We start from the raw sequence: 17,416 nt of genomic DNA, 5'->3' as shown, positions 1-17,416 counted from the left end.
ATTCAGTATGAGTAACGTCAAAAAGGTAACCACTGAAACATTCCGTTCTGATGTCATCGAGGCGGATAAACCCGTCGTCGTGGACTTCTGGGCGGAATGGTGCGGGCCATGCAAGAAGCTGTCTCCGATCTTGGAAGAGGTCGCAGATGAGCTCGACGGTGAAGTCACCATTGCCCAGGTCAACGTCGATGAAGAACGAAACCTAGGCGCCATGTTCCAAATCATGTCCATTCCAAATGTATTGATTTTCAACAATGGCGAAAAGGTCGACGAGTTTGTGGGCCTGCGTTCTAAAGATGACATCGTGGCGCAAGTGAAAAAGCAGCTATAGCTGTTACTCTTGTTACTAAAGTTACCGAGTAGGAAATCTGCCATGCGGTCTAAAGTCCTAGGCCGTGGAAGGGGTGAAAGGCGTGAATCGCGTTCTTCGGGTTGGTGATTCAAGTGTGCGCGTAGCTGAAGCTCGCGCCACCTTGGCTCGCCTTGGCCTCTTATCAGATTTCACGGGCGAACTCTCTGCCTGGAAAAAGCAGAAGTACTCCGAGACTGATAAGACCTTTGATGCCGATCTCGCTGAAGTGCTCAAGGCATTCCAGCAATCGCGCGGCATCCTCCCAACGGGAGAGATCGACGATCTGACCCTGCGCGAATTGCGCCAAGCCTCTTATACCCTGGGCAGCCGCGTTTTGAGCTATGAACCCACCAATCCATTGGTGGGCGATGACATTTCGCAATTGCAGCAACAACTGCAAGAGCTCGGTTTCTATCAAGATCGCGTCGATGGTCATTTTGGCCGCAATACCCACGCTGCCTTAACCGAATACCAGCACAATTGCGGGCTGCAGGAAGACGGCGTGTGTGGACCGGCTACCATTCGCGCGCTCAGCTTGCTCGGCCGCCGCATCACCGGCGGTTCGGCGCACAATATTTTAGAGCGCGAGCGTGTGCGCAATGCCGGGCCAAAGTTGGCGGGCAAGCGCGTGGTCATTGACCCTGCACTAAGTGGCCGGGACTCCGGCTTCACGGTCAAGGGCCGTTTTGGTGATATTTCTGAGCAAGAAATCCTCTGGGATCTCACCCAACGCATCGAAGGCCGAATGATCGCCGCCGGCATGGAAACCATTATTTCGCGCCCCCGCACCGATGATGCGGACGTGCAATCCCGTGCCGAGCTGGCCAATGCCTTTGATGCCGATATGGTCATCTCTTTGGCGTGCGATTCTTATCCCAACGAGAAGGCCCACGGCGTAGCCACGTTCTACTTTGGTTCCGAATCCGGAAACTCCTCACTCATTGGTGAAACCCTTTCCGGCTTCATCCAGCGTGAAATCGTGGCGCGCACCGATCTGCAGGACTGTTCTAACCACGGCCGCACCTGGGATCTTTTGCGCCTGACGCAGATGCCGGTTGTTCAGATCTTTTTGGGTTACCTCACCAATCCTGAGGACGTCAAAATTCTGACCAACCCGAAGCGCCGTGACGATATTGCAGAAGCAATCGTCATCGCCGTCAAGCGTATGTACCTCATGGAGCAGGACACCGCCATTACCGGTACCTACAAATTCTCCGAGCTTCTTCAAGCAGAGCAGGCTTAGCCTGCACAAGCTGGAGCGCACAGAGCGGACTTAATCACTGGCCGCCGCGCAAGATTAACTGCGTTATCTTGTACCAATAGAATTCATTCGATTAGTATCAGTCCAAGCTATTGATATCTACTAATTGAATGGATTCCTATAATGGGCAGCTCAACCTCCGCCCCAATTTCCAGAAAAGAAACGCGCCGCGTAGTAGCTGCCACCACAATCGGAACCGCGATTGAATGGTACGACTACTTTCTCTATGCCGCCGTCGCCGGCCTAGTTTTTAACCAGGTAATGTTCGGCCCCTTGGAAGGTGGGGTAGCCAGCATCGTCTCCTTCGCCTCCGTGGGCCTATCCTTCCTTTTTCGCCCACTTGGCGCCTTCCTAGCGGGCCATTTTGGTGACCGTCTTGGCCGCCGCCTCGTCCTCATGGTCACCCTTTTTGCCATGGGTGGGGCCACCACGCTGATTGGCCTCCTGCCTACCTACGATACGGCGGGAGTATGGGCTCCGATCCTGTTGATTTTCCTCCGCATCGTTCAGGGCATCTCCGCCGGGGGAGAGTGGGGTTCTGCGGTGCTGCTTGCAGTTGAACACGCGCCCAACCATAAGCGCGGCCTCTTCGGCGCTGGGCCACAAATCGGAGTCCCCATCGGCCTGCTGATGTCCTCTGGCGTGCTATCCATCATGAATGTCATCGCGCCAGGGGATGCCTTCCTTGAATGGGGTTGGCGCGTCCCATTCTTGCTTTCCTTCGTCCTAGTGATCATCGGCTACGCCATCCGTATCGGCGTCGATGAGTCACCGGTCTTTCAAGAGATCTCAGATAATAAGAAGCGCGAGGCGGCAAACCCCATTGGCATCTTGTTCAAGCGGTATTTCCCGCTTGTCCTCGTCGCTGCCCTAGTTTTTGCAGGTAACGGCACCGTGGGCTATATGACCACCGGTGGTTATATCCAAAATTACGCCACAAACCCCGAGGGCCCGGTCTCGCTCGCGCGTGGCGATGTCCTCAATGCCGTCACGCTGTCCGCCTTCACGTGGCTCATCTTTACGCTTTTCGCTGGCTGGTTATCGGATTATATCGGACGCCGCACGACGTATCTCGTCGGATTTGTCATTCAAGCAATCGGCGCAGCGGCTCTATTCCCGCTTGTTAACACGGCGTCCCTGGGATTGCTTTATGTCGCCCTCATCTTCCTGACGATAGGGCTCGGCTTAACCTACGGTGCGCAATCTGCCATGTATACCGAGCTTTTCCCAGCATCCATTCGCGCTTCGGGCGTATCGATTACCTATGCCATCGGTTCCGTTCTCGGCGGTGCCTTCGCCCCGATGATCGCGGCCGCGTTGGTAGAAGCAACGGGCACGACCTTTGCGGTATCCATCTATCTTGTCTCCGCAAGCATCGTCGGATTTATTGCAGCCCTGCTCCTGCGCGAGCGCAAGGGCATTCCGCTTGGCGCCGAACACGAGGAAGAACAAGCCAAGGGCCACTTCATCTTTTCTAAAAAATAGTGCCCTCGCTCTAAAGAGGAGGGCACTAACTTTGGGAATTCGGCAGGCACCTGGGGAACCTGCCACAGGAGCAGGTTATTTATCCCGCTCCATCAGCGCCATGATGCGCTCGAAATCCTCCTGGTCGCCGAATTCTACGACCATCTTGCCCTTGCGCTTACCCATGGTCACGGTGACCTTAGTATCGAAACGATCTGAGAGGCGCTCGGCCGAGTCGGTGAAAAATTGCGGCTGTGGTACCTGGGACTTCTTCTTATTCTCCGCGGGTTTCCCGTCGCGCTTATAAAGCGTCACGGCTTCCTCGGTGGCGCGCACGGACAAGCCCTCTGAAATAACCCGGTCCGCGATGTAGTCCATCGCTTCCTTATCGTCCAGGCCCAAGATAGCGCGGGCGTGACCGGCCGAAAGCGTTCCTGCGGCGACTCGCTTCTGCACGTCCACCGGCAACCGCAGCAGGCGGAGCATATTGGTCACCTGTGGGCGCGAGCGGCCAATGCGGTCCGCTAATTCGTTCTGGGTGACCCCGAACTCTTCCAAGAGCTGCTGATAAGCGTGTGCCTCTTCCAAAGGGTTGAGTTGGACGCGGTGGATGTTTTCCAGCAGGGCATCGCGCAGCAGGTTGTCGTCTTTGGTGTCGCGCACGATGGCAGGGATGGTGGCCAAGCCAGCCTTGGAGGAGGCTCGCCAACGACGCTCACCCATGATGAGCTCGAATCCGCCCTCCTCGGAGGGGCGGACCACGACCGGCTGTAGGAGGCCGAACTCGCGGATGGAGTGAACCAGCTCGCTGAGCTCATCTTCGTCAAAAACGGTGCGCGGCTGCTTGGGGTTGGGGACGATTTCCCCCACGGAAATCTCGCGGTAGGTCGCGCCGATTGCTGCCGGTGTAGCTTGCCGCTTCTTGGAGGCCTTGGAGCTGGAACCCTGTTGAATGGTGGGAGCGCCCTTTACGCGCTTCTCGCCGCGCGCCTTGCGCTCACTATTTCCCGTAGAATTTCCCAGGATAATATCTGCGGCGGAATCACCCAGCCGTGGTTTGCGGGTGGGTGCGTCGGGGCCGGACGGGATGAGAGCGGCTAGGCCTTTGCCTAGGCCACCTTGCTTTTGTTCTGCCATGAAATCCTATCCTTCCAATTCCGCATAAATTTCGGGGCTCACGCCAATCGCTCCCGTGGTGGGATGCGGGCGATAATCACCGCGCCTATTGAGCTCGCGAGCCGCGGCGAGGTACGCCCGTGCGCCGGTGGACGAAGGGGCGTAATCAATCACCGTGGTCCCGTAACCAGGCGCCTCTGAGACGCGCACTGAACGCGGGATGACGTTGCCCATGACAACGGCGCCAAATTGCTCGCGGACGTTATCGGCCACATCTTCGGCCAAACGTGTACGTGCATCATACATGGTAAGGAGCACCGCAGAGATATGCAGATCTTCATTGAGGTGCTCACGAATCATCGTAATATTGCCCAATAACTGGCCCACGCCCTCCAGTGCGTAGTACTCACACTGGATAGGAATGATGACTTCCTCCGCGCACGTCATGGCATTGATCGTCAACAAACCCAAAGAAGGCGGGCAATCAATAAAGACGTATTCAAAGCCGTGTTCTTCTAGGAACCCGTTATGGAGGGCATCGTAAAGCCGAAACTCGCGGCGCACGAGAGATACCATCTCAATTTCCGCGCCGGCAAGATCGATAGTCGCGGGGATGCAAAAAAGGTTGGAATTATGCGGGGAAGCCTGCATGGCCTTTTCCGCAGTGCAATCGCCCAAGAGCAATTCATAGCTGGAATCGGTTCCTGAGCTATGTTCCGCGCCCATGGCGGTCGATGCGTTTCCCTGGGGGTCAAGGTCAATGACCAATACCTTCTTGCCTTCAGTAGCAAGGGCTGCGGCCAAGTTGGCGGCGGAGGTGGTTTTACCTACGCCGCCCTTCTGGTTAGCAATGGTGATAAGGCGCGGATTAGTCATGCCGTCTACTTTAGTTCACGCGCGGGACACGGATAATCGTGGTTCCGTGAACGGTCGTGACCTCGGCCTTTCCGCCGCCGGCCTTCTTAATATCCGCGGCATCGCGCTCCAGCTCTTCGTGTACTGAAGAACCTTTCAGCGCGATCATTTCCCCGCCTTTGCGCACCAGGGGAAGCGACCACTTTGCCAGTTTTCCCAGGGGAGCTACCGCACGGGAGGTCACGACGTCCGCGCCGGCCACTGCCTTTTTAATGGGGCCTTCTTCGGCGCGCCCGCGCAGCACGGTGACGTTATCTAATCCCAGCTTTTCGGTCACCTCGTTGAGGTAGTTATAGCGCTTTAACAGCGGCTCAATGAGCGTGATGTGCAGATCGGGGCGGGCAATGGCCAGCGGAATGCCGGGCAATCCGGCGCCAGAGCCGACATCGATAGCCGTGGCGCCTTCCGGGATTACCTGTTCAATAACGGCGCAGTTTAAGATGTGGCGCTCCCATAGGCGCGGTACCTCGCGCGGGCCGATAAAACCACGAGTGGACCCGTCTGTAGCGAGCGAATCGTGGTATTCCTGCGCAAGCGGCAGGCGAGAGCCAAATACTGCAGACGGGTCCATCTCGGACACTATGAGAATCTCCTCAGTAGCTGTTTAGTTGTCGTTCTTCCGCTGTTTCTTCGTGCGGTTGTCTTTCTTGCGAGCGCCAGGCTTTGGAGCGGTAGTGCGCTTGGCCTCAATCTTAGCGGCCTCTTCCTCTTCTTCTTCGCGGTCCATCTTGCCGTAGATGATGCGGGTCTGGAAGAAGGTCCACACGGTGTTGGACAGCATGTAGAACAGCAAACCGATGGGCCAGATGAAGCCGGAGAAGATCAGCATTGCGGGCATGACCCACAGCATCATCTTGGACATCATGGCCATCTGCTGCTGCATCATTTCCGCATTCTGACCCTGCGGGGCGGAAGTCTTGCCCTGGGCGCGGCGCTTTTCTTGGCGGTTCAGGCTCATGCGCGCGTTAAAGTGCATCAGCACCACAATGACGGCAATCATCGGCACAATGATGAACGCCGCCTGAGTGGTGGTGGTAACGCCTTCCACCAAGGGCGAGTTCAGGCGGAGGTTAGTAACCAGCGGGACTCCAAAGATCTTGGCATCCAAGAATTGCTGGACAAGCTCCGGCTTGAAGATGTAGTTCGCGGTATTGGCGTTGGCCTCAATGGACATCGGTTCGCCGCTGGGGTGTCCAATGCCGCCGGCTACAGCAACCGTGCGGTCGAACGAGCGCAGCACGTGGAAAAGACCAATGAACATTGGAATCTGCACCAAGACCGGAAGGCAGCCGGCCATCGGGCGAACGCCAGATTCCTTATAAACCTTCTGCATTTCCTGCGCGGCTCGAGCCTGATCGTTGCCGTACTTCGCGCGGATTTCCTGCACCTTGGGCTGGATTTCCTGCATCTTGCGTGAAGATCGAATCTGGCTCACGGTGGGCTTGACCATGAGCGCCTTCAGCGTCCAGGTCAGCAGCACGATGGCCAAAATCCACGTAATGCCCCATGCGGGATCCATTACGAGGGATAGCAGCCAGTGCCAGAACCATAAAACGGCCGAAATTGGCCAGTAAATGAAATTAAGCACGAGTGTTTAATCCTCAGTTGTTGTTGGTGACCGGTACCGGGACTGGATCGAATCCGCCCGGATGCCAGGGCCCACATTTGCACACCCTAGCCATTGCCATCGCCGTACCTTTAAGCGCGCCATGTCTGGACAACGCCTCTAAAGCATAAGCACTGCATGTCGGTTCGAACCGACAGGTTGATACCATCTTAAGGCCCGAGACATGTTTTTGGTAGAAACGAACCGCTTTAACCAACGGTGCGGCCAGTCCGGAGGCTGCAGGAATTTCTTCCCCACGGGTATTTAAATATCCCATTGCTTGCGCAGCGCCTTAGTAATATCTTTTTCTAATTGCTCACTGGTGGCGGTCGCGCTTGCAGGTAGCGCACGAATCACAACATCCACGCCCGCTGGGAGCTTGGGGATGAGCGTCATGCACACATGGCGAAGCCGCCGGGAGGTGCGGTGGCGTACCACTGCATTCCCGACGGCTTTAGAAACAATGAGGCCGAATCGCGGCCCGGTGGCCGCGATCTCGGCCGGATTGCCCATGGTGCCAGTGGAATTCGCACTCATGGTGTCGCGCGCATGCACGACGACGGTGCGAGTGCCCTGCCGGCGACTGCCCTTCATCGTCCGCCGAAATTGCGGCGGCGATGTGAGCTTGTGGTGGGCTGGCAGCATGACTTATGCGGACAGCTTTGCGCGGCCCTTCTTGCGGCGAGCGGCCACAATTGCACGACCGGAGCGGGTGCTCATGCGAGTACGGAAACCGTGCTTACGTGCACGGCGACGGTTGTTCGGCTGGAACGTGCGCTTACCCTTTGCCACGTCAATTCTCCTTGAAGTTGTACGTGGACATACTGCCGCCGCAAAACGGCAGCACATCCACTGATGAATGGATTCCATGAACCTGACGCGTCACTGTTATCCAAACGCTCGGCGAGCTCTGGTAAGCCCTGCCAATGCGAAGTGACGCTGTCCTGTTCACGCGCAACTCTCTGTTGCAATAGACCATGCCAGATTACGTGATTTAAACCGCTGGAAACAAATCGACACTCGGGTACACCCGAAATTACATAAGTGTTTTTTCCTGCAGCTAGAAGGCCAGTTTTGGCGCTCATCCTGCGGCTAATCCAGCGCGTCGCGATGGTCCATAGCCGCTTGCATTTTAAGTATAAATCTTCCGTTAGACACACCCGCCTTCGCGGCGGTAGAACTAAGTAATCGAATTCCACAGCTAGCAAACCGTTGTGGATAACTCTAAATAACCACTTGAGAGTTTTAGTATTTCCGCAGTACAACGCTATAAAGTGGTCTATCACAAGTTATCCACAGCCATGCACTAAGCTGTGAATAACTATTTCTTCCACACCTGTGGATAACTCTGTGGAGATCGAGGTGACTCGATAAAAACCACTGTGAAAACCGCGGTGGAATCCACCGTGGAATTTGTCATTTACTGTCCACCCGTCCCCGAGAGAATTATTGAAGGTAGCCCGTTGTGACTGAACCACAAGCGAACCTAGAAGCTGTCTGGCGCGCGATCGTCGATGATCTGCTCGCGCAATCCGAGCAGCCCAACTCTGAGGTCCCGAGCTTTTCGCATACGCAACGCCTCTACCTGCAGTTGGTTCGCCCGATCATGATGGTGGAAGGCTACACGCTGGTCGCAGCGGAAAATGTCAACGCCAAAGAAGTTGTAGAAAATGAGCTCGGCGGATACATCTCCAAGGCCCTTACCCGCCACCTTGGCCGCCCGTGTTCCTTCGCCGTCACCTTGGCTACCCCGCAGGAGCCGCAACCCCCGGCTAACCCGTCGAATTCGCAACCGGCACCGGGAGGGGCATCGCCAAGCGGGCAGGCTCCTTCTTCCCAGCCCGACCCGCAGGCACAGCACATGCCGCCGGCACAGACTGATACTTCTTCCGCGCAAAATTACGTCTCCCGCCCCCAACAAACGGATGCGGCGGCAGCCCGCGGAAACAACAACCCCACCGCAGGTCAGGCCCCGCCTAATTGGCGCTCCAGCCATGCCCCGGCAAGCCTGGATGAATTGGCGGAGCACTACACCAGCCAGCAGGACTATAACCGCCAGCAACCAGAGTTCGGCGGATCTGCGAATGCCGCGCGCATTCCGCGAGAGGCCCCAGCGCACGATCCCAACCGGGAGACCTCGCTAAACCCGAAGCACACTTTTGAAAGCTTCGTCATCGGCTCTTCGAATCGTTTTGCCAATGGCGCGGCGGTGGCGGTGGCGGAAAATCCCGCCCGCGCCTACAACCCGCTCTTTATCTGGGGTGGTTCTGGTCTAGGAAAAACGCACCTTTTGCATGCCGCGGGCAACTACGCACAGGTGCTGCACCCAGGGCTGCGCGTGAAATACGTGTCCTCGGAAGAATTTACGAATGACTATATTAATTCCTTGCGCGATGACCGCCAGGAATCCTTCAAGCGGCGCTACCGCAACCTCGATATTTTGATGGTGGATGACATCCAGTTCTTAGAGGGCAAGGAATCCACGCAGGAGGAGTTCTTCCACACCTTCAATGCGCTACACCAGGCCAATAAACAAATCATTTTGTCCTCGGACCGCCCGCCAAAACAGCTCACCACGCTGGAGGATCGCCTGCGCACCCGCTTTGAGGGCGGGTTGATTACGGATATTCAACCGCCCGATCTGGAAACCCGCATTGCCATTTTGATGAAGAAGGCCGCCGCCGATGGCACTGAGGTGGATCGCTCCGTCCTGGAGCTCATCGCTTCGCGCTTCGAGTCTTCCATTCGCGAGCTTGAGGGCGCGCTCATTCGCGTATCCGCCTACTCGTCCCTGGTCAATGAGCCGATCAACGTGGAAATGGCAGAAATTGCGTTGCGCGATCTCGCGCCGGATTCTGCTGACCGGCAAATTACCGCAGCCTCCATCATGGAAGTCACCGCGGAATACTTCGATATTGATGTTGAAACCTTGCGCGGTGCCGGCAAGAAGCGCGCGGTGGCCCACGCCCGCCAGCTGGCCATGTACCTCTGCCGCGAATTGACCGAGCTATCGCTGCCCAAGATTGGCGAGCAATTCGGCGGCAAGGACCACACCACAGTGATCTACGCCGATCGCAAGATCCGCAAAGAGATGACGGAAAAGCGCAATACCTACGACGAGATTCAGTCCCTGACCCAACGCATCAAGAATCGCGGTCGCGGCTAGCGCAAACAAAACCACCCGGTGGCGTCTTCCTTAAATAACAGGAAGGCGCCATTTTTGTAAGGGAGCATTGCGCTTGCCGATGCCCCCACCTTCCACCACCTCCTACCAGCGCCTATGTCCAGGTGAAGACCGCATAAACAGCTATCCACAGAGTTATCCACACCTGTGTAATTTCACGGATGTAATTTGTAGATTTTGCTCACAGTTTTAAATTCCACAGGCCCTATCCAGCACAGACGCGCCTGTGATCAGCACTGTGTGCAGATCCGTGGATAACTACTACAGGCTGTGGATAAAACGATGACCCGCTTATTTATCCACACTCCGGGCCAATTGATCACAGCAAGATCACAAGAATTGGCACACCCCGGATCGCCGCGCTGAACTAGTCATTTACCCCGTTGATCACAGATCCCACAGCGCTTATTACTACTACTAAATTATTTCTCTGATCTTGTAAGTAGAAAGGGGATGTGTGGAATTGTGCTCCGCCCCGAGCGCGCGGCGCTGGCTCGGACCGGCGGAGGGAAAATTACAAGGTTCACCGGATGCGGTAAGTTGGAAGCCAGCTTTTGAAAGTTACACATTCCTACCCCGCCTAAGAGGAGCTCTTCGCACCATGGATGAAGCCGTGTCATTTCGCGTTGCCAAAGATGACCTTGCCAACGCCGTAGCGTGGGTTGCCCGCAGCCTGCCTTCCAAGGTCACCCAGCCAGTGCTGCGCGCAATGCTCATCACCGCTGATGACAACGGCTTAGAGTTCACCGGCTTTGATTACGAGGTTTCTACCAAGGTGCGCATCGCCGGCATGGTGGATGAGCCCGGACAGATCGCCGTCGCCGGTAAATTGCTCTCAGATATCGTGGCTACCTTGCCCAATAAGGAAGTTGAGATCTCCCAGGTAGATTCCAAGGCTTTGGTTGCCTGTGGTTCCTCCCGCTTCGAGCTACCACTCATCCCGCTCGATGATTACCCGCAATTGCCGGTCCTGCCTGAGGTCACCGGCACGATCCAACCGCAGCTCTTCGCAGAGGCCATCCAGCAGGTGGCATCCGCCGCCGGCAAGGATGACACCCTGCCCATGCTCACTGGCGTACACATGGATATCCACGGCAAGGATATTGAGATGACGGCTACGGACCGCTTCCGCTTGGCCATGCGCACCCTAGAGTGGGAACCGGCTGCTGAGGACGTTGAGGCTAAGCTCTTGGTCCCGGCAAAGACCTTGCAAGATACCGGCCGCAGCCTGGATCCACACTTGAATATTCCCATCGAGATCGCGGTGGGCTCCGGCGATAATATCGGCGCCGATGGCCTCTTTGGCCTGCACGCGGATAACCGCGAAACCACCACGCGCATGCTGGATGCGGACTTCCCAAACGTCCAGCCTTTGCTTCCCAAGTCGCACACGAATATTGCCTCGGTTGAGGTGGCGCCGCTGCAAGAAGCCATTCGCCGCGTTTCCTTGTTGACGGATCGCAATGCGCAGATCCGCATGGAATTTGCCGATGGCCAGGTCACCCTGTCCGCCGGCGCCGATGCCGGTAATGCCACCGAGACCCTTCCGTGCGCATTCCACGGCCGCGATGAATTCTTGATCGCCTTCAACCCGGGCTATCTGAAGGACGGCCTAGCGGTCATCAACACCGACCGCGTGGTCTTCGGATTCACGGAGCCTTCCCGCCCCGCCATCATGATCCCGGAGCCAGAAGAGCTGCCGGAAGCCGATGAGGATGGCAATTTCCCCACGCCGCAGACCAACTTCACCTACCTCTTAATGCCGGTTCGCCTGCCAGGTTAATGTTTATACGGGATCTCGATGTTCGGGATTTTCGCTCATGGCCCGAACTAAAGCTTGAGCTGGGCCCGGGGATCACTCTGTTCGTGGGCCGCAATGGCTTTGGCAAGACCAATATCGTGGAAGCCGTGGGCTATACCGCCCACCTGTCTTCCCACCGCGTCTCCCATGATTCGCCGCTGGTGCGCCAGGGCGCGCAGAGCGCGCGGGTGTCCCTTACTGCCGTGAACCAGGGGCGCGAATTAACCACCCACCTGCTGATAAAACCCCATGCCGCAAACCAGGCGCAGATTAACCGCACGAGGCTGCGCAGCCCGCGCGAGTTGCTCGGCGTGGTGAAAACGGTGCTGTTTTCCCCTGAGGATTTGGCCTTGGTGCGCGGTGAGCCCGCGGGACGCCGCGCGTATCTCGATAGCATCATCGCCTCGCGCACCCCGCGCCTAGCTGGGGTTAAGGCGGATTATGACAAGGTATTAAAGCAGCGCAATGCGTTGTTGAAGTCGGCATCGGTAAGCTTGCGGCGCGGCTATGGCGATAGCGATGGCGCCTCGGCGCTATCGACGCTGGATACGTGGGATGCCCAGCTCGCGCACCTGGGCGCACAGGTCATTGCGGCGCGCTTGGCGCTTATCGATGCCCTCTTGGACCACATTCCCGCCGCCTATGCCGGCCTCGCACCGGAGTCGCGGCCTGCGCACGTGGAGTATAAATCCACCATTGATACCTCTGACCGCGAGGTGCTGGAGGCCGTGATGCTGACCGAGCTGGCTAATGCCCGGCAGCGCGAGATCGAGCGCGGAATCTCTTTGGTGGGCCCGCACCGCGATGATCTCGTGCTCCACCTGGGGGATCAGCCGGCCAAGGGTTTTGCCAGCCACGGCGAAACCTGGTCCTATGCCATCGCCCTGCGCCTAGCGGAGTTTGAGCTCCTGCGCGAACAAGGGGGATCAGATCCGGTCCTCATCTTGGATGATGTTTTTGCCGAGCTCGATGCCAAGCGCCGCACCCAGCTGGTTCACCTGGCCGCCACGGCCGAGCAGGTGCTTATCACCGCCGCGGTGGATGAGGATTTACCGGATAACCTGGAGCCCATCGTGCGTTACCGGGTAGGAGTAGAAGATACGGACCAGGGGCGCATTTCCACCCTGCACACGGAAGCAACCGCAGGAGAGGATAGCGAGGAAGAAGAATGAGTGAGGAAGAAGGGGAAACCGGCAGGCAACGCACGGATCCCGTCACCCAATACTTCCGGTTGGTGCGCTCTACCTCGAAGAATCCGCCAAAGCTTACGCGCCCAGTGCCGAAGATGCCGGTGCCATCCTTGGCGGATGCTCAGCCGCAGAACTATCGCGGCTACCAGGTGGGCAGGCCTACCGGCGCCGATGGCAGGAGGCCGCGGCGAAAGATTGATGTGCCGAGCCTGGGTGCACAGATTAAAAAGGAGATTTCCCACCGCGGCTGGGAGCATGAGTTAGCGCACGGCTGGGTGATGGGAAATTGGGAAAACCTGGTGGGCGAGCGCATCGCCGCCCATACGCAGCCGCAAAAAATCAAGGACAAGATCGTCTACATTTCTTGTGATAACTCCACCTGGGCCACGGAATTGCGCTACCTGCAGCGGGAAATCCTGCGGAAAATTGCAGACCGGCTCGGGCCCGATGTCATTGCTGAGTTACGCATCCACGGCCCGCGGCAGCAGCGCAATTACGAGGGGCGGCAGTGGGTGAAACCGCAAGGTTCGCAAGATACCTACGGCTGATAAGTGGCTAATAGGAGCAGGTTAGCTCTGCCCTTTAAAAGATAAATAACTACAGAGCGCGCCACATAGCTACCTGTGGCCGGTGTGGGGTGTCATTCAGTAGGGGGTATGCGTGTAGAATAGTGAAAGTCTTAGAATTAGCTATAGCCAAAAGGAGAGCACGAATCCGTGGCTGAAGAACACGCATATGATGCTGGATCAATTACGATCCTGGAAGGTCTAGAGGCCGTCCGCAAGCGCCCCGGTATGTACATCGGTTCCACCGGATCGCGCGGTTTGCACCACCTTATCTGGGAGATCGTCGATAACTCCGTTGATGAGGCCATGGCGGGCTTCGCGGATAAGGTTACCGTTAAGCTTTTGGAAGACGGCGGCGTTGAGGTCATCGATAATGGCCGCGGCATCCCTGTAGAGATGCACGCTTCTGGGGCGCCGACCGTCCAGGTGGTCATGACGCAGCTGCACGCCGGCGGTAAATTCGACTCCGATTCCTATGCCGTTTCCGGCGGCTTGCACGGCGTCGGCATTTCCGTGGTCAACGCCCTGTCCACCCGTGTGGAGGCGGAGATCAAGCGCGAGGGCAAGCACTGGTACCAAAACTTCCAGAATGCCATCCCGGATGACCTTGTGGAGGGCGGCAATGCCCGCGGCACCGGCACCAAGATTCGCTTCTGGGCGGACCCGGAGATCTTTGAAACCACCGAATTCGACTACGACACCATTGCGCGTCGCCTGCAGGAGATGGCCTTCCTGAACAAGGGTCTGACCATTGAGCTTATTGATGAACGCGTGACCCAAGAGCAGATCGAGCTCGAGGAAATCGCGGATGCGGAATCCGGTGAGGCGAGCGCGGATGAGACGTCCTTTGATGATGTTCCTGATGCCGGCGATACCTTTAACGAGGAAGACGACTCCAAGAACGTCACCAAGGCCGATAAGAAGCGTCGCAAGAAAATCACCTTCCACTACCCGGAGGGCCTGACGGACTACGTAAAATTCCTCAATAAGTCCAAGAACGCTATTCACCCCACCATCGTGTCCTTCGAGGCAAAAGGCGAGGACCACGAGGTCGAGGTGGCCTTGCAGTGGAACCAGGGCTACAAGCAGTCCGTGCACACCTTTGCCAATACCATCAATACCCACGAGGGCGGCACGCACGAAGAGGGCTTCCGCGCAGCTCTGACCTCCTTGATGAACCGCTATGCCAAGGAGCACAAGCTCATCAAGGACAAGGACGGCAACCTTTCCGGTGATGACTGCCGCGAAGGTTTGGCCGCTGTCATTTCGGTCAAGGTGGGCGATCCGCAGTTCGAGGGCCAGACCAAGACCAAGCTGGGCAACTCCGAGATTAAGGGCTTTGTGCAGCGCTCGGTTAACGAGTACGTCAACGACTGGTTTGATGCCAACCCGGCAGAGGCAAAGGCCATTATCAATAAGGCCGTCTCCTCGGCGCATGCCCGCATGGCAGCGCGCAAGGCGCGCGAGATGGTGCGCCGCAAGTCCGCGACCGATTTGGGCGGACTGCCCGGCAAGCTCGCGGATTGCCGTTCCAAGGATCCGAGGAGTTCGGAGCTTTATATCGTGGAGGGTGACTCCGCGGGTGGTTCCGCGAAGGCCGGCCGTGACTCCATGTTCCAGGCCATCTTGCCCTTGCGCGGCAAGATCTTGAACGTGGAAAAGGCCCGCATGGATAAGGTCTTAAAAAACGCCGAGGTCCAGGCCATCATCACCGCGCTGGGTACCGGCATCCACGAGGAATTCGATATCAAGAAGCTGCGGTACGACAAGATCGTGCTGATGGCCGATGCCGACGTGGACGGCCAGCACATCGCTACGCTGCTGCTGACCCTGCTCTTCCGCTTCATGCCGCAGCTGGTTGAGGATGGCCACGTGTACTTGGCTAACCCGCCGCTCTACAAGCTGAAGTGGTCCAAGGGCACGCCTGGCTACGCCTTCTCTGATGACGAGCGCGATAAGCTGCTGGCGGAAGGCCTGGAGCAAAACCGCAAGATCAACAAGGATGACGGCATCCAGCGCTACAAGGGCTTGGGCGAGATGAACGCCTCCGAGCTCTGGGAGACCACCCTGGATCCCTCCACGCGCCTGTTGCGCCGCGTGGACCTGGAAGACGCACAGCGCGCCGATGAGCTGTTTTCCATCCTCATGGGTGATGACGTGGCCGCCCGCCGCTCCTTTATTACCCGCCGCGCGAAGGATGTCCGCTTCCTGGATATCTAAACCGTTGGCTTAGCCCTTCTGCGTGCAGGGGCTAGGCAAAAGCTAGAGCCCACCGTGGATAATTCCACGGTGGGCTTTAACTATGGGGCGAGGTATTAGCTGCGGGAAGCGCGCTGATCCGCAAAACCAAAGCTCAAGGACACTAGGCAGACGGCGATGATGACGCCAAAGCCGGTCATGATGGATACGGGCCAATCTCCGGAGGTGCTTTGGAGCATGGCAAAGACGATGGCGGTAATGACGGCCAAGCCAATGGCGGTGCCGATGCGCTGGCCGGTTTGTAGGACTGCGCCGGAGGAACCGGCGTAGTTGTCTGGTACCTGCGCCAAGGTCAGGGTTTGGTTAGGGGAGACCACGGCACCTTGGCCAAGCCCGATGAATGCCAAGGAGAGGATGAGCCACCATTCGCTCATTCCCCAGTGCGTGGTTCCCCAGACGAATGCCACCGTGGCGATGAGGCCAAAGATTGTGGTCAGCATGCCGATGATGACCACCATGCGCCCGTAGCGCGAGATCTTGCGGCCCGCGATGGTAGCGGTAATGGAGTTGAGGAGAGCGGACGGAATGCCCACCGAGCCGGCCGCGAGCGCGGAGTAGCCCAGGCCATTTTGGAAATACAACGCAACGAGCACCCAGATGCTGGTAATGCCCATAAACCACAACGTGGCGATGATGGTGCCATTGCGGAAGCTTGAGGTGGCAAAGATATTGAGATCCACCATCGGCGGGTGGCCGGTGGCTTTGTGGTGGCGCTCCCACAGCACCCACACGCCAATGAGCAGGGCACCCGCGAGAAGTAGCCACCACACGGCCGGGGAGCCGGTGGAGTCCATGAAGGGGAAGAGGATGCACCATACCGCGGCGCCGAGGATGAGCGCGCCGATGGGATCCAGGGTGGCCAGTGCCTTGAAGATGCCCAGCTTATTGCCCGCGGCATCGCGGACGCGGGAAAACAGCGGGCGTGGGAACCACATGAGGCCCAAGATGATGGCTAGCAGGCCGATAGGCGCGTTGACCAGCATGGTCAGCCGCCACCCGTGGTCAGGACCACCGAGCTTAATGAGGAAGCCGCCCAATACCGGGCCGATGGCCACGGCGATTCCCACGGTGGCGCCAAAGTATCCAAAGGCGCGGCCGCGTTCTTCCCCGCGGAAGTATTGCTGAATCATTCCCACGCCTTGGGGGTTCAGCAACCCGGCACCAACACCCTGCACAAAGCGCGCGATATTCAGAGAATGCGCATTCGGCGCGAAACCCGCGACGGCGGCGCTGATGGTGTAGACGGCGATGCCGAGGAGGAAGATGCCCCCGCGTCCCACGAGATCGCCGGCGCGCCCGGCGGCGACGAGGACCACGCCGAAGGTAAGCGCATAACCAGATAGCACCCATTGCACATCCGAATCCGTGGCACCAAGCCCAGACTGGATCGACGGCAGCGCCACGTTCACGATGGACACGCTAATTAGTGACATGAACACCGTGACCAGCACAATAATAAGAACCCGCCAGCGGGCGGGGTCTTGGCCGGCGGGGTAATCGGTACGGTTTGCTTCTGATGTCGACGATTTATGATGCGGGGAATAAGTCACTTCCACACTTATACTCCGCAGTCCAGATAACCTTCAACCGCAGGAAAACCGGTGGAAATTAATTATTTACATGTGTGAGGTTACCCTCGTTTAGTGGACACCCTATTAGTACGGATCTTGTGTCCGTAGGAGAGGATGTTCATTGTGAGTTC

General features: G+C 57.6%; 16 protein-coding genes. 8 read left to right on the top strand and 8 right to left on the bottom strand.

Annotation, left to right across the window (positions count from 1 at the left end):
- The first annotated feature begins 7 nt into the window (after nt 1-7).
- The 3 genes from trxA to ABRP93_RS03200 all read left to right on the top strand — a co-directional run bounded on the left by trxA (nt 8) and on the right by ABRP93_RS03200 (nt 3,098).
- Nucleotides 8-331, top strand: coding sequence for a thioredoxin (gene trxA / locus ABRP93_RS03210; RefSeq protein WP_005280453.1), 324 nt, complete (start codon nt 8-10; stop codon nt 329-331).
- Between the two features lie 82 nt (nt 332-413).
- Complete coding sequence (locus ABRP93_RS03205; RefSeq protein WP_034659476.1) at nt 414-1,595, top strand: N-acetylmuramoyl-L-alanine amidase; 1,182 nt, start codon at nt 414-416, stop codon at nt 1,593-1,595.
- Nucleotides 1,596-1,736: 141 nt separating this feature from the next.
- Nucleotides 1,737-3,098: an MFS transporter gene (locus ABRP93_RS03200; RefSeq protein WP_349886871.1), complete on the top strand. Its 1,362-nt coding sequence runs from the start codon at nt 1,737-1,739 to the stop codon at nt 3,096-3,098.
- A 75-nt stretch (nt 3,099-3,173) separates the two neighbouring features.
- On the opposite strand, the gene ABRP93_RS03195 is transcribed toward ABRP93_RS03200, so the two are convergent.
- Genes ABRP93_RS03195 through rpmH form a run of 7 tightly spaced genes read right to left on the bottom strand, consistent with a single transcriptional unit; the run spans nt 3,174 to nt 7,506 of the window.
- Nucleotides 3,174-4,214: a ParB/RepB/Spo0J family partition protein gene (locus ABRP93_RS03195; protein ID WP_023024595.1), complete on the bottom strand. Its 1,041-nt coding sequence runs from the start codon at nt 4,212-4,214 to the stop codon at nt 3,174-3,176.
- Between the two features lie 6 nt (nt 4,215-4,220).
- On the bottom strand, nt 4,221-5,069 hold the full coding sequence (locus tag ABRP93_RS03190) for a ParA family protein (RefSeq protein ID WP_349852948.1): 849 nt from the start codon (nt 5,067-5,069) through the stop codon (nt 4,221-4,223).
- Between the two features lie 10 nt (nt 5,070-5,079).
- Nucleotides 5,080-5,679, bottom strand: coding sequence for a 16S rRNA (guanine(527)-N(7))-methyltransferase RsmG (gene rsmG / locus ABRP93_RS03185; protein ID WP_349886934.1), 600 nt, complete (start codon nt 5,677-5,679; stop codon nt 5,080-5,082).
- Nucleotides 5,680-5,712: 33 nt separating this feature from the next.
- The gene (yidC, locus tag ABRP93_RS03180; protein WP_023024601.1) at nt 5,713-6,696 is read right to left on the bottom strand and encodes a membrane protein insertase YidC; all 984 of its coding nucleotides are present in this window, start codon (nt 6,694-6,696) and stop codon (nt 5,713-5,715) included.
- A 13-nt stretch (nt 6,697-6,709) separates the two neighbouring features.
- Nucleotides 6,710-6,991: a membrane protein insertion efficiency factor YidD gene (yidD, locus tag ABRP93_RS03175; protein WP_172596733.1), complete on the bottom strand. Its 282-nt coding sequence runs from the start codon at nt 6,989-6,991 to the stop codon at nt 6,710-6,712.
- On the bottom strand, nt 6,979-7,359 hold the full coding sequence (gene rnpA, locus ABRP93_RS03170) for a ribonuclease P protein component (RefSeq protein ID WP_349852949.1): 381 nt from the start codon (nt 7,357-7,359) through the stop codon (nt 6,979-6,981). Before rnpA ends, yidD begins: the two co-directional genes overlap by 13 nt.
- A gap of 3 nt (nt 7,360-7,362) precedes the next feature.
- Complete coding sequence (rpmH, locus tag ABRP93_RS03165; protein WP_005275994.1) at nt 7,363-7,506, bottom strand: 50S ribosomal protein L34; 144 nt, start codon at nt 7,504-7,506, stop codon at nt 7,363-7,365.
- Between the two features lie 673 nt (nt 7,507-8,179).
- Between rpmH and dnaA the strand changes: the two genes are divergently transcribed.
- The 5 genes from dnaA to gyrB all read left to right on the top strand — a co-directional run bounded on the left by dnaA (nt 8,180) and on the right by gyrB (nt 15,675).
- On the top strand, nt 8,180-9,880 hold the full coding sequence (gene dnaA / locus ABRP93_RS03160; RefSeq protein ID WP_349886869.1) for a chromosomal replication initiator protein DnaA: 1,701 nt from the start codon (nt 8,180-8,182) through the stop codon (nt 9,878-9,880).
- A gap of 619 nt (nt 9,881-10,499) precedes the next feature.
- Nucleotides 10,500-11,681: a DNA polymerase III subunit beta gene (gene dnaN, locus ABRP93_RS03155; protein ID WP_239275422.1), complete on the top strand. Its 1,182-nt coding sequence runs from the start codon at nt 10,500-10,502 to the stop codon at nt 11,679-11,681.
- Entirely contained in the window at nt 11,681-12,871 is a 1,191-nt protein-coding gene (gene recF, locus ABRP93_RS03150) for a DNA replication/repair protein RecF (protein WP_349886868.1), read from the top strand. Before dnaN ends, recF begins: the two co-directional genes overlap by 1 nt.
- Nucleotides 12,868-13,437, top strand: coding sequence for a DciA family protein (locus ABRP93_RS03145; RefSeq protein ID WP_349836849.1), 570 nt, complete (start codon nt 12,868-12,870; stop codon nt 13,435-13,437). The genes recF and ABRP93_RS03145 overlap by 4 nt, the downstream gene beginning before the upstream one ends.
- Before the next feature lie 168 nt (nt 13,438-13,605).
- Nucleotides 13,606-15,675 (top strand): DNA topoisomerase (ATP-hydrolyzing) subunit B, encoded by a 2,070-nt coding sequence (gene gyrB, locus ABRP93_RS03140; RefSeq protein ID WP_349836850.1) that lies wholly within the window; start codon nt 13,606-13,608, stop codon nt 15,673-15,675.
- Between the two features lie 95 nt (nt 15,676-15,770).
- On the opposite strand, the gene ABRP93_RS03135 is transcribed toward gyrB, so the two are convergent.
- Complete coding sequence (locus ABRP93_RS03135) at nt 15,771-17,270, bottom strand: MFS transporter (RefSeq protein ID WP_349886867.1); 1,500 nt, start codon at nt 17,268-17,270, stop codon at nt 15,771-15,773.
- Between the last annotated feature and the right edge of the window lie 146 nt (nt 17,271-17,416).

This window comes from Corynebacterium sp. KPL2850, assembly GCF_040225855.1.
In the GTDB taxonomy this organism is placed as follows: Bacteria; Actinomycetota; Actinomycetes; order Mycobacteriales; family Mycobacteriaceae; genus Corynebacterium.
Note: the sequence above shows the minus strand (reverse complement) of the source record. Positions and strands in the feature narration are given on the sequence as shown.

Bases quoted from the DNA above. Each gene is read 5' to 3' on its own strand.
- ABRP93_RS03195 (WP_023024595.1), bottom strand. From the start codon at position 4,214: ATGGCAGAACAAAAGCAAGGTGGCCTAGGCAAAGGCCTAGCCGCTCTC.
- yidD (WP_172596733.1), bottom strand. From the start codon at position 6,991: ATGGGATATTTAAATACCCGTGGGGAAGAAATTCCTGCAGCCTCCGGA.
- rnpA (WP_349852949.1), bottom strand. From the start codon at position 7,359: ATGCTGCCAGCCCACCACAAGCTCACATCGCCGCCGCAATTTCGGCGG.
- trxA (WP_005280453.1), top strand. From the start codon at position 8: ATGAGTAACGTCAAAAAGGTAACCACTGAAACATTCCGTTCTGATGTC.
- ABRP93_RS03200 (WP_349886871.1), top strand. From the start codon at position 1,737: ATGGGCAGCTCAACCTCCGCCCCAATTTCCAGAAAAGAAACGCGCCGC.
- rsmG (WP_349886934.1), bottom strand. From the start codon at position 5,679: ATGGACCCGTCTGCAGTATTTGGCTCTCGCCTGCCGCTTGCGCAGGAA.
- ABRP93_RS03190 (WP_349852948.1), bottom strand. From the start codon at position 5,069: ATGACTAATCCGCGCCTTATCACCATTGCTAACCAGAAGGGCGGCGTA.
- recF (WP_349886868.1), top strand. From the start codon at position 11,681: ATGTTTATACGGGATCTCGATGTTCGGGATTTTCGCTCATGGCCCGAA.
- dnaN (WP_239275422.1), top strand. From the start codon at position 10,500: ATGGATGAAGCCGTGTCATTTCGCGTTGCCAAAGATGACCTTGCCAAC.
- ABRP93_RS03145 (WP_349836849.1), top strand. From the start codon at position 12,868: ATGAGTGAGGAAGAAGGGGAAACCGGCAGGCAACGCACGGATCCCGTC.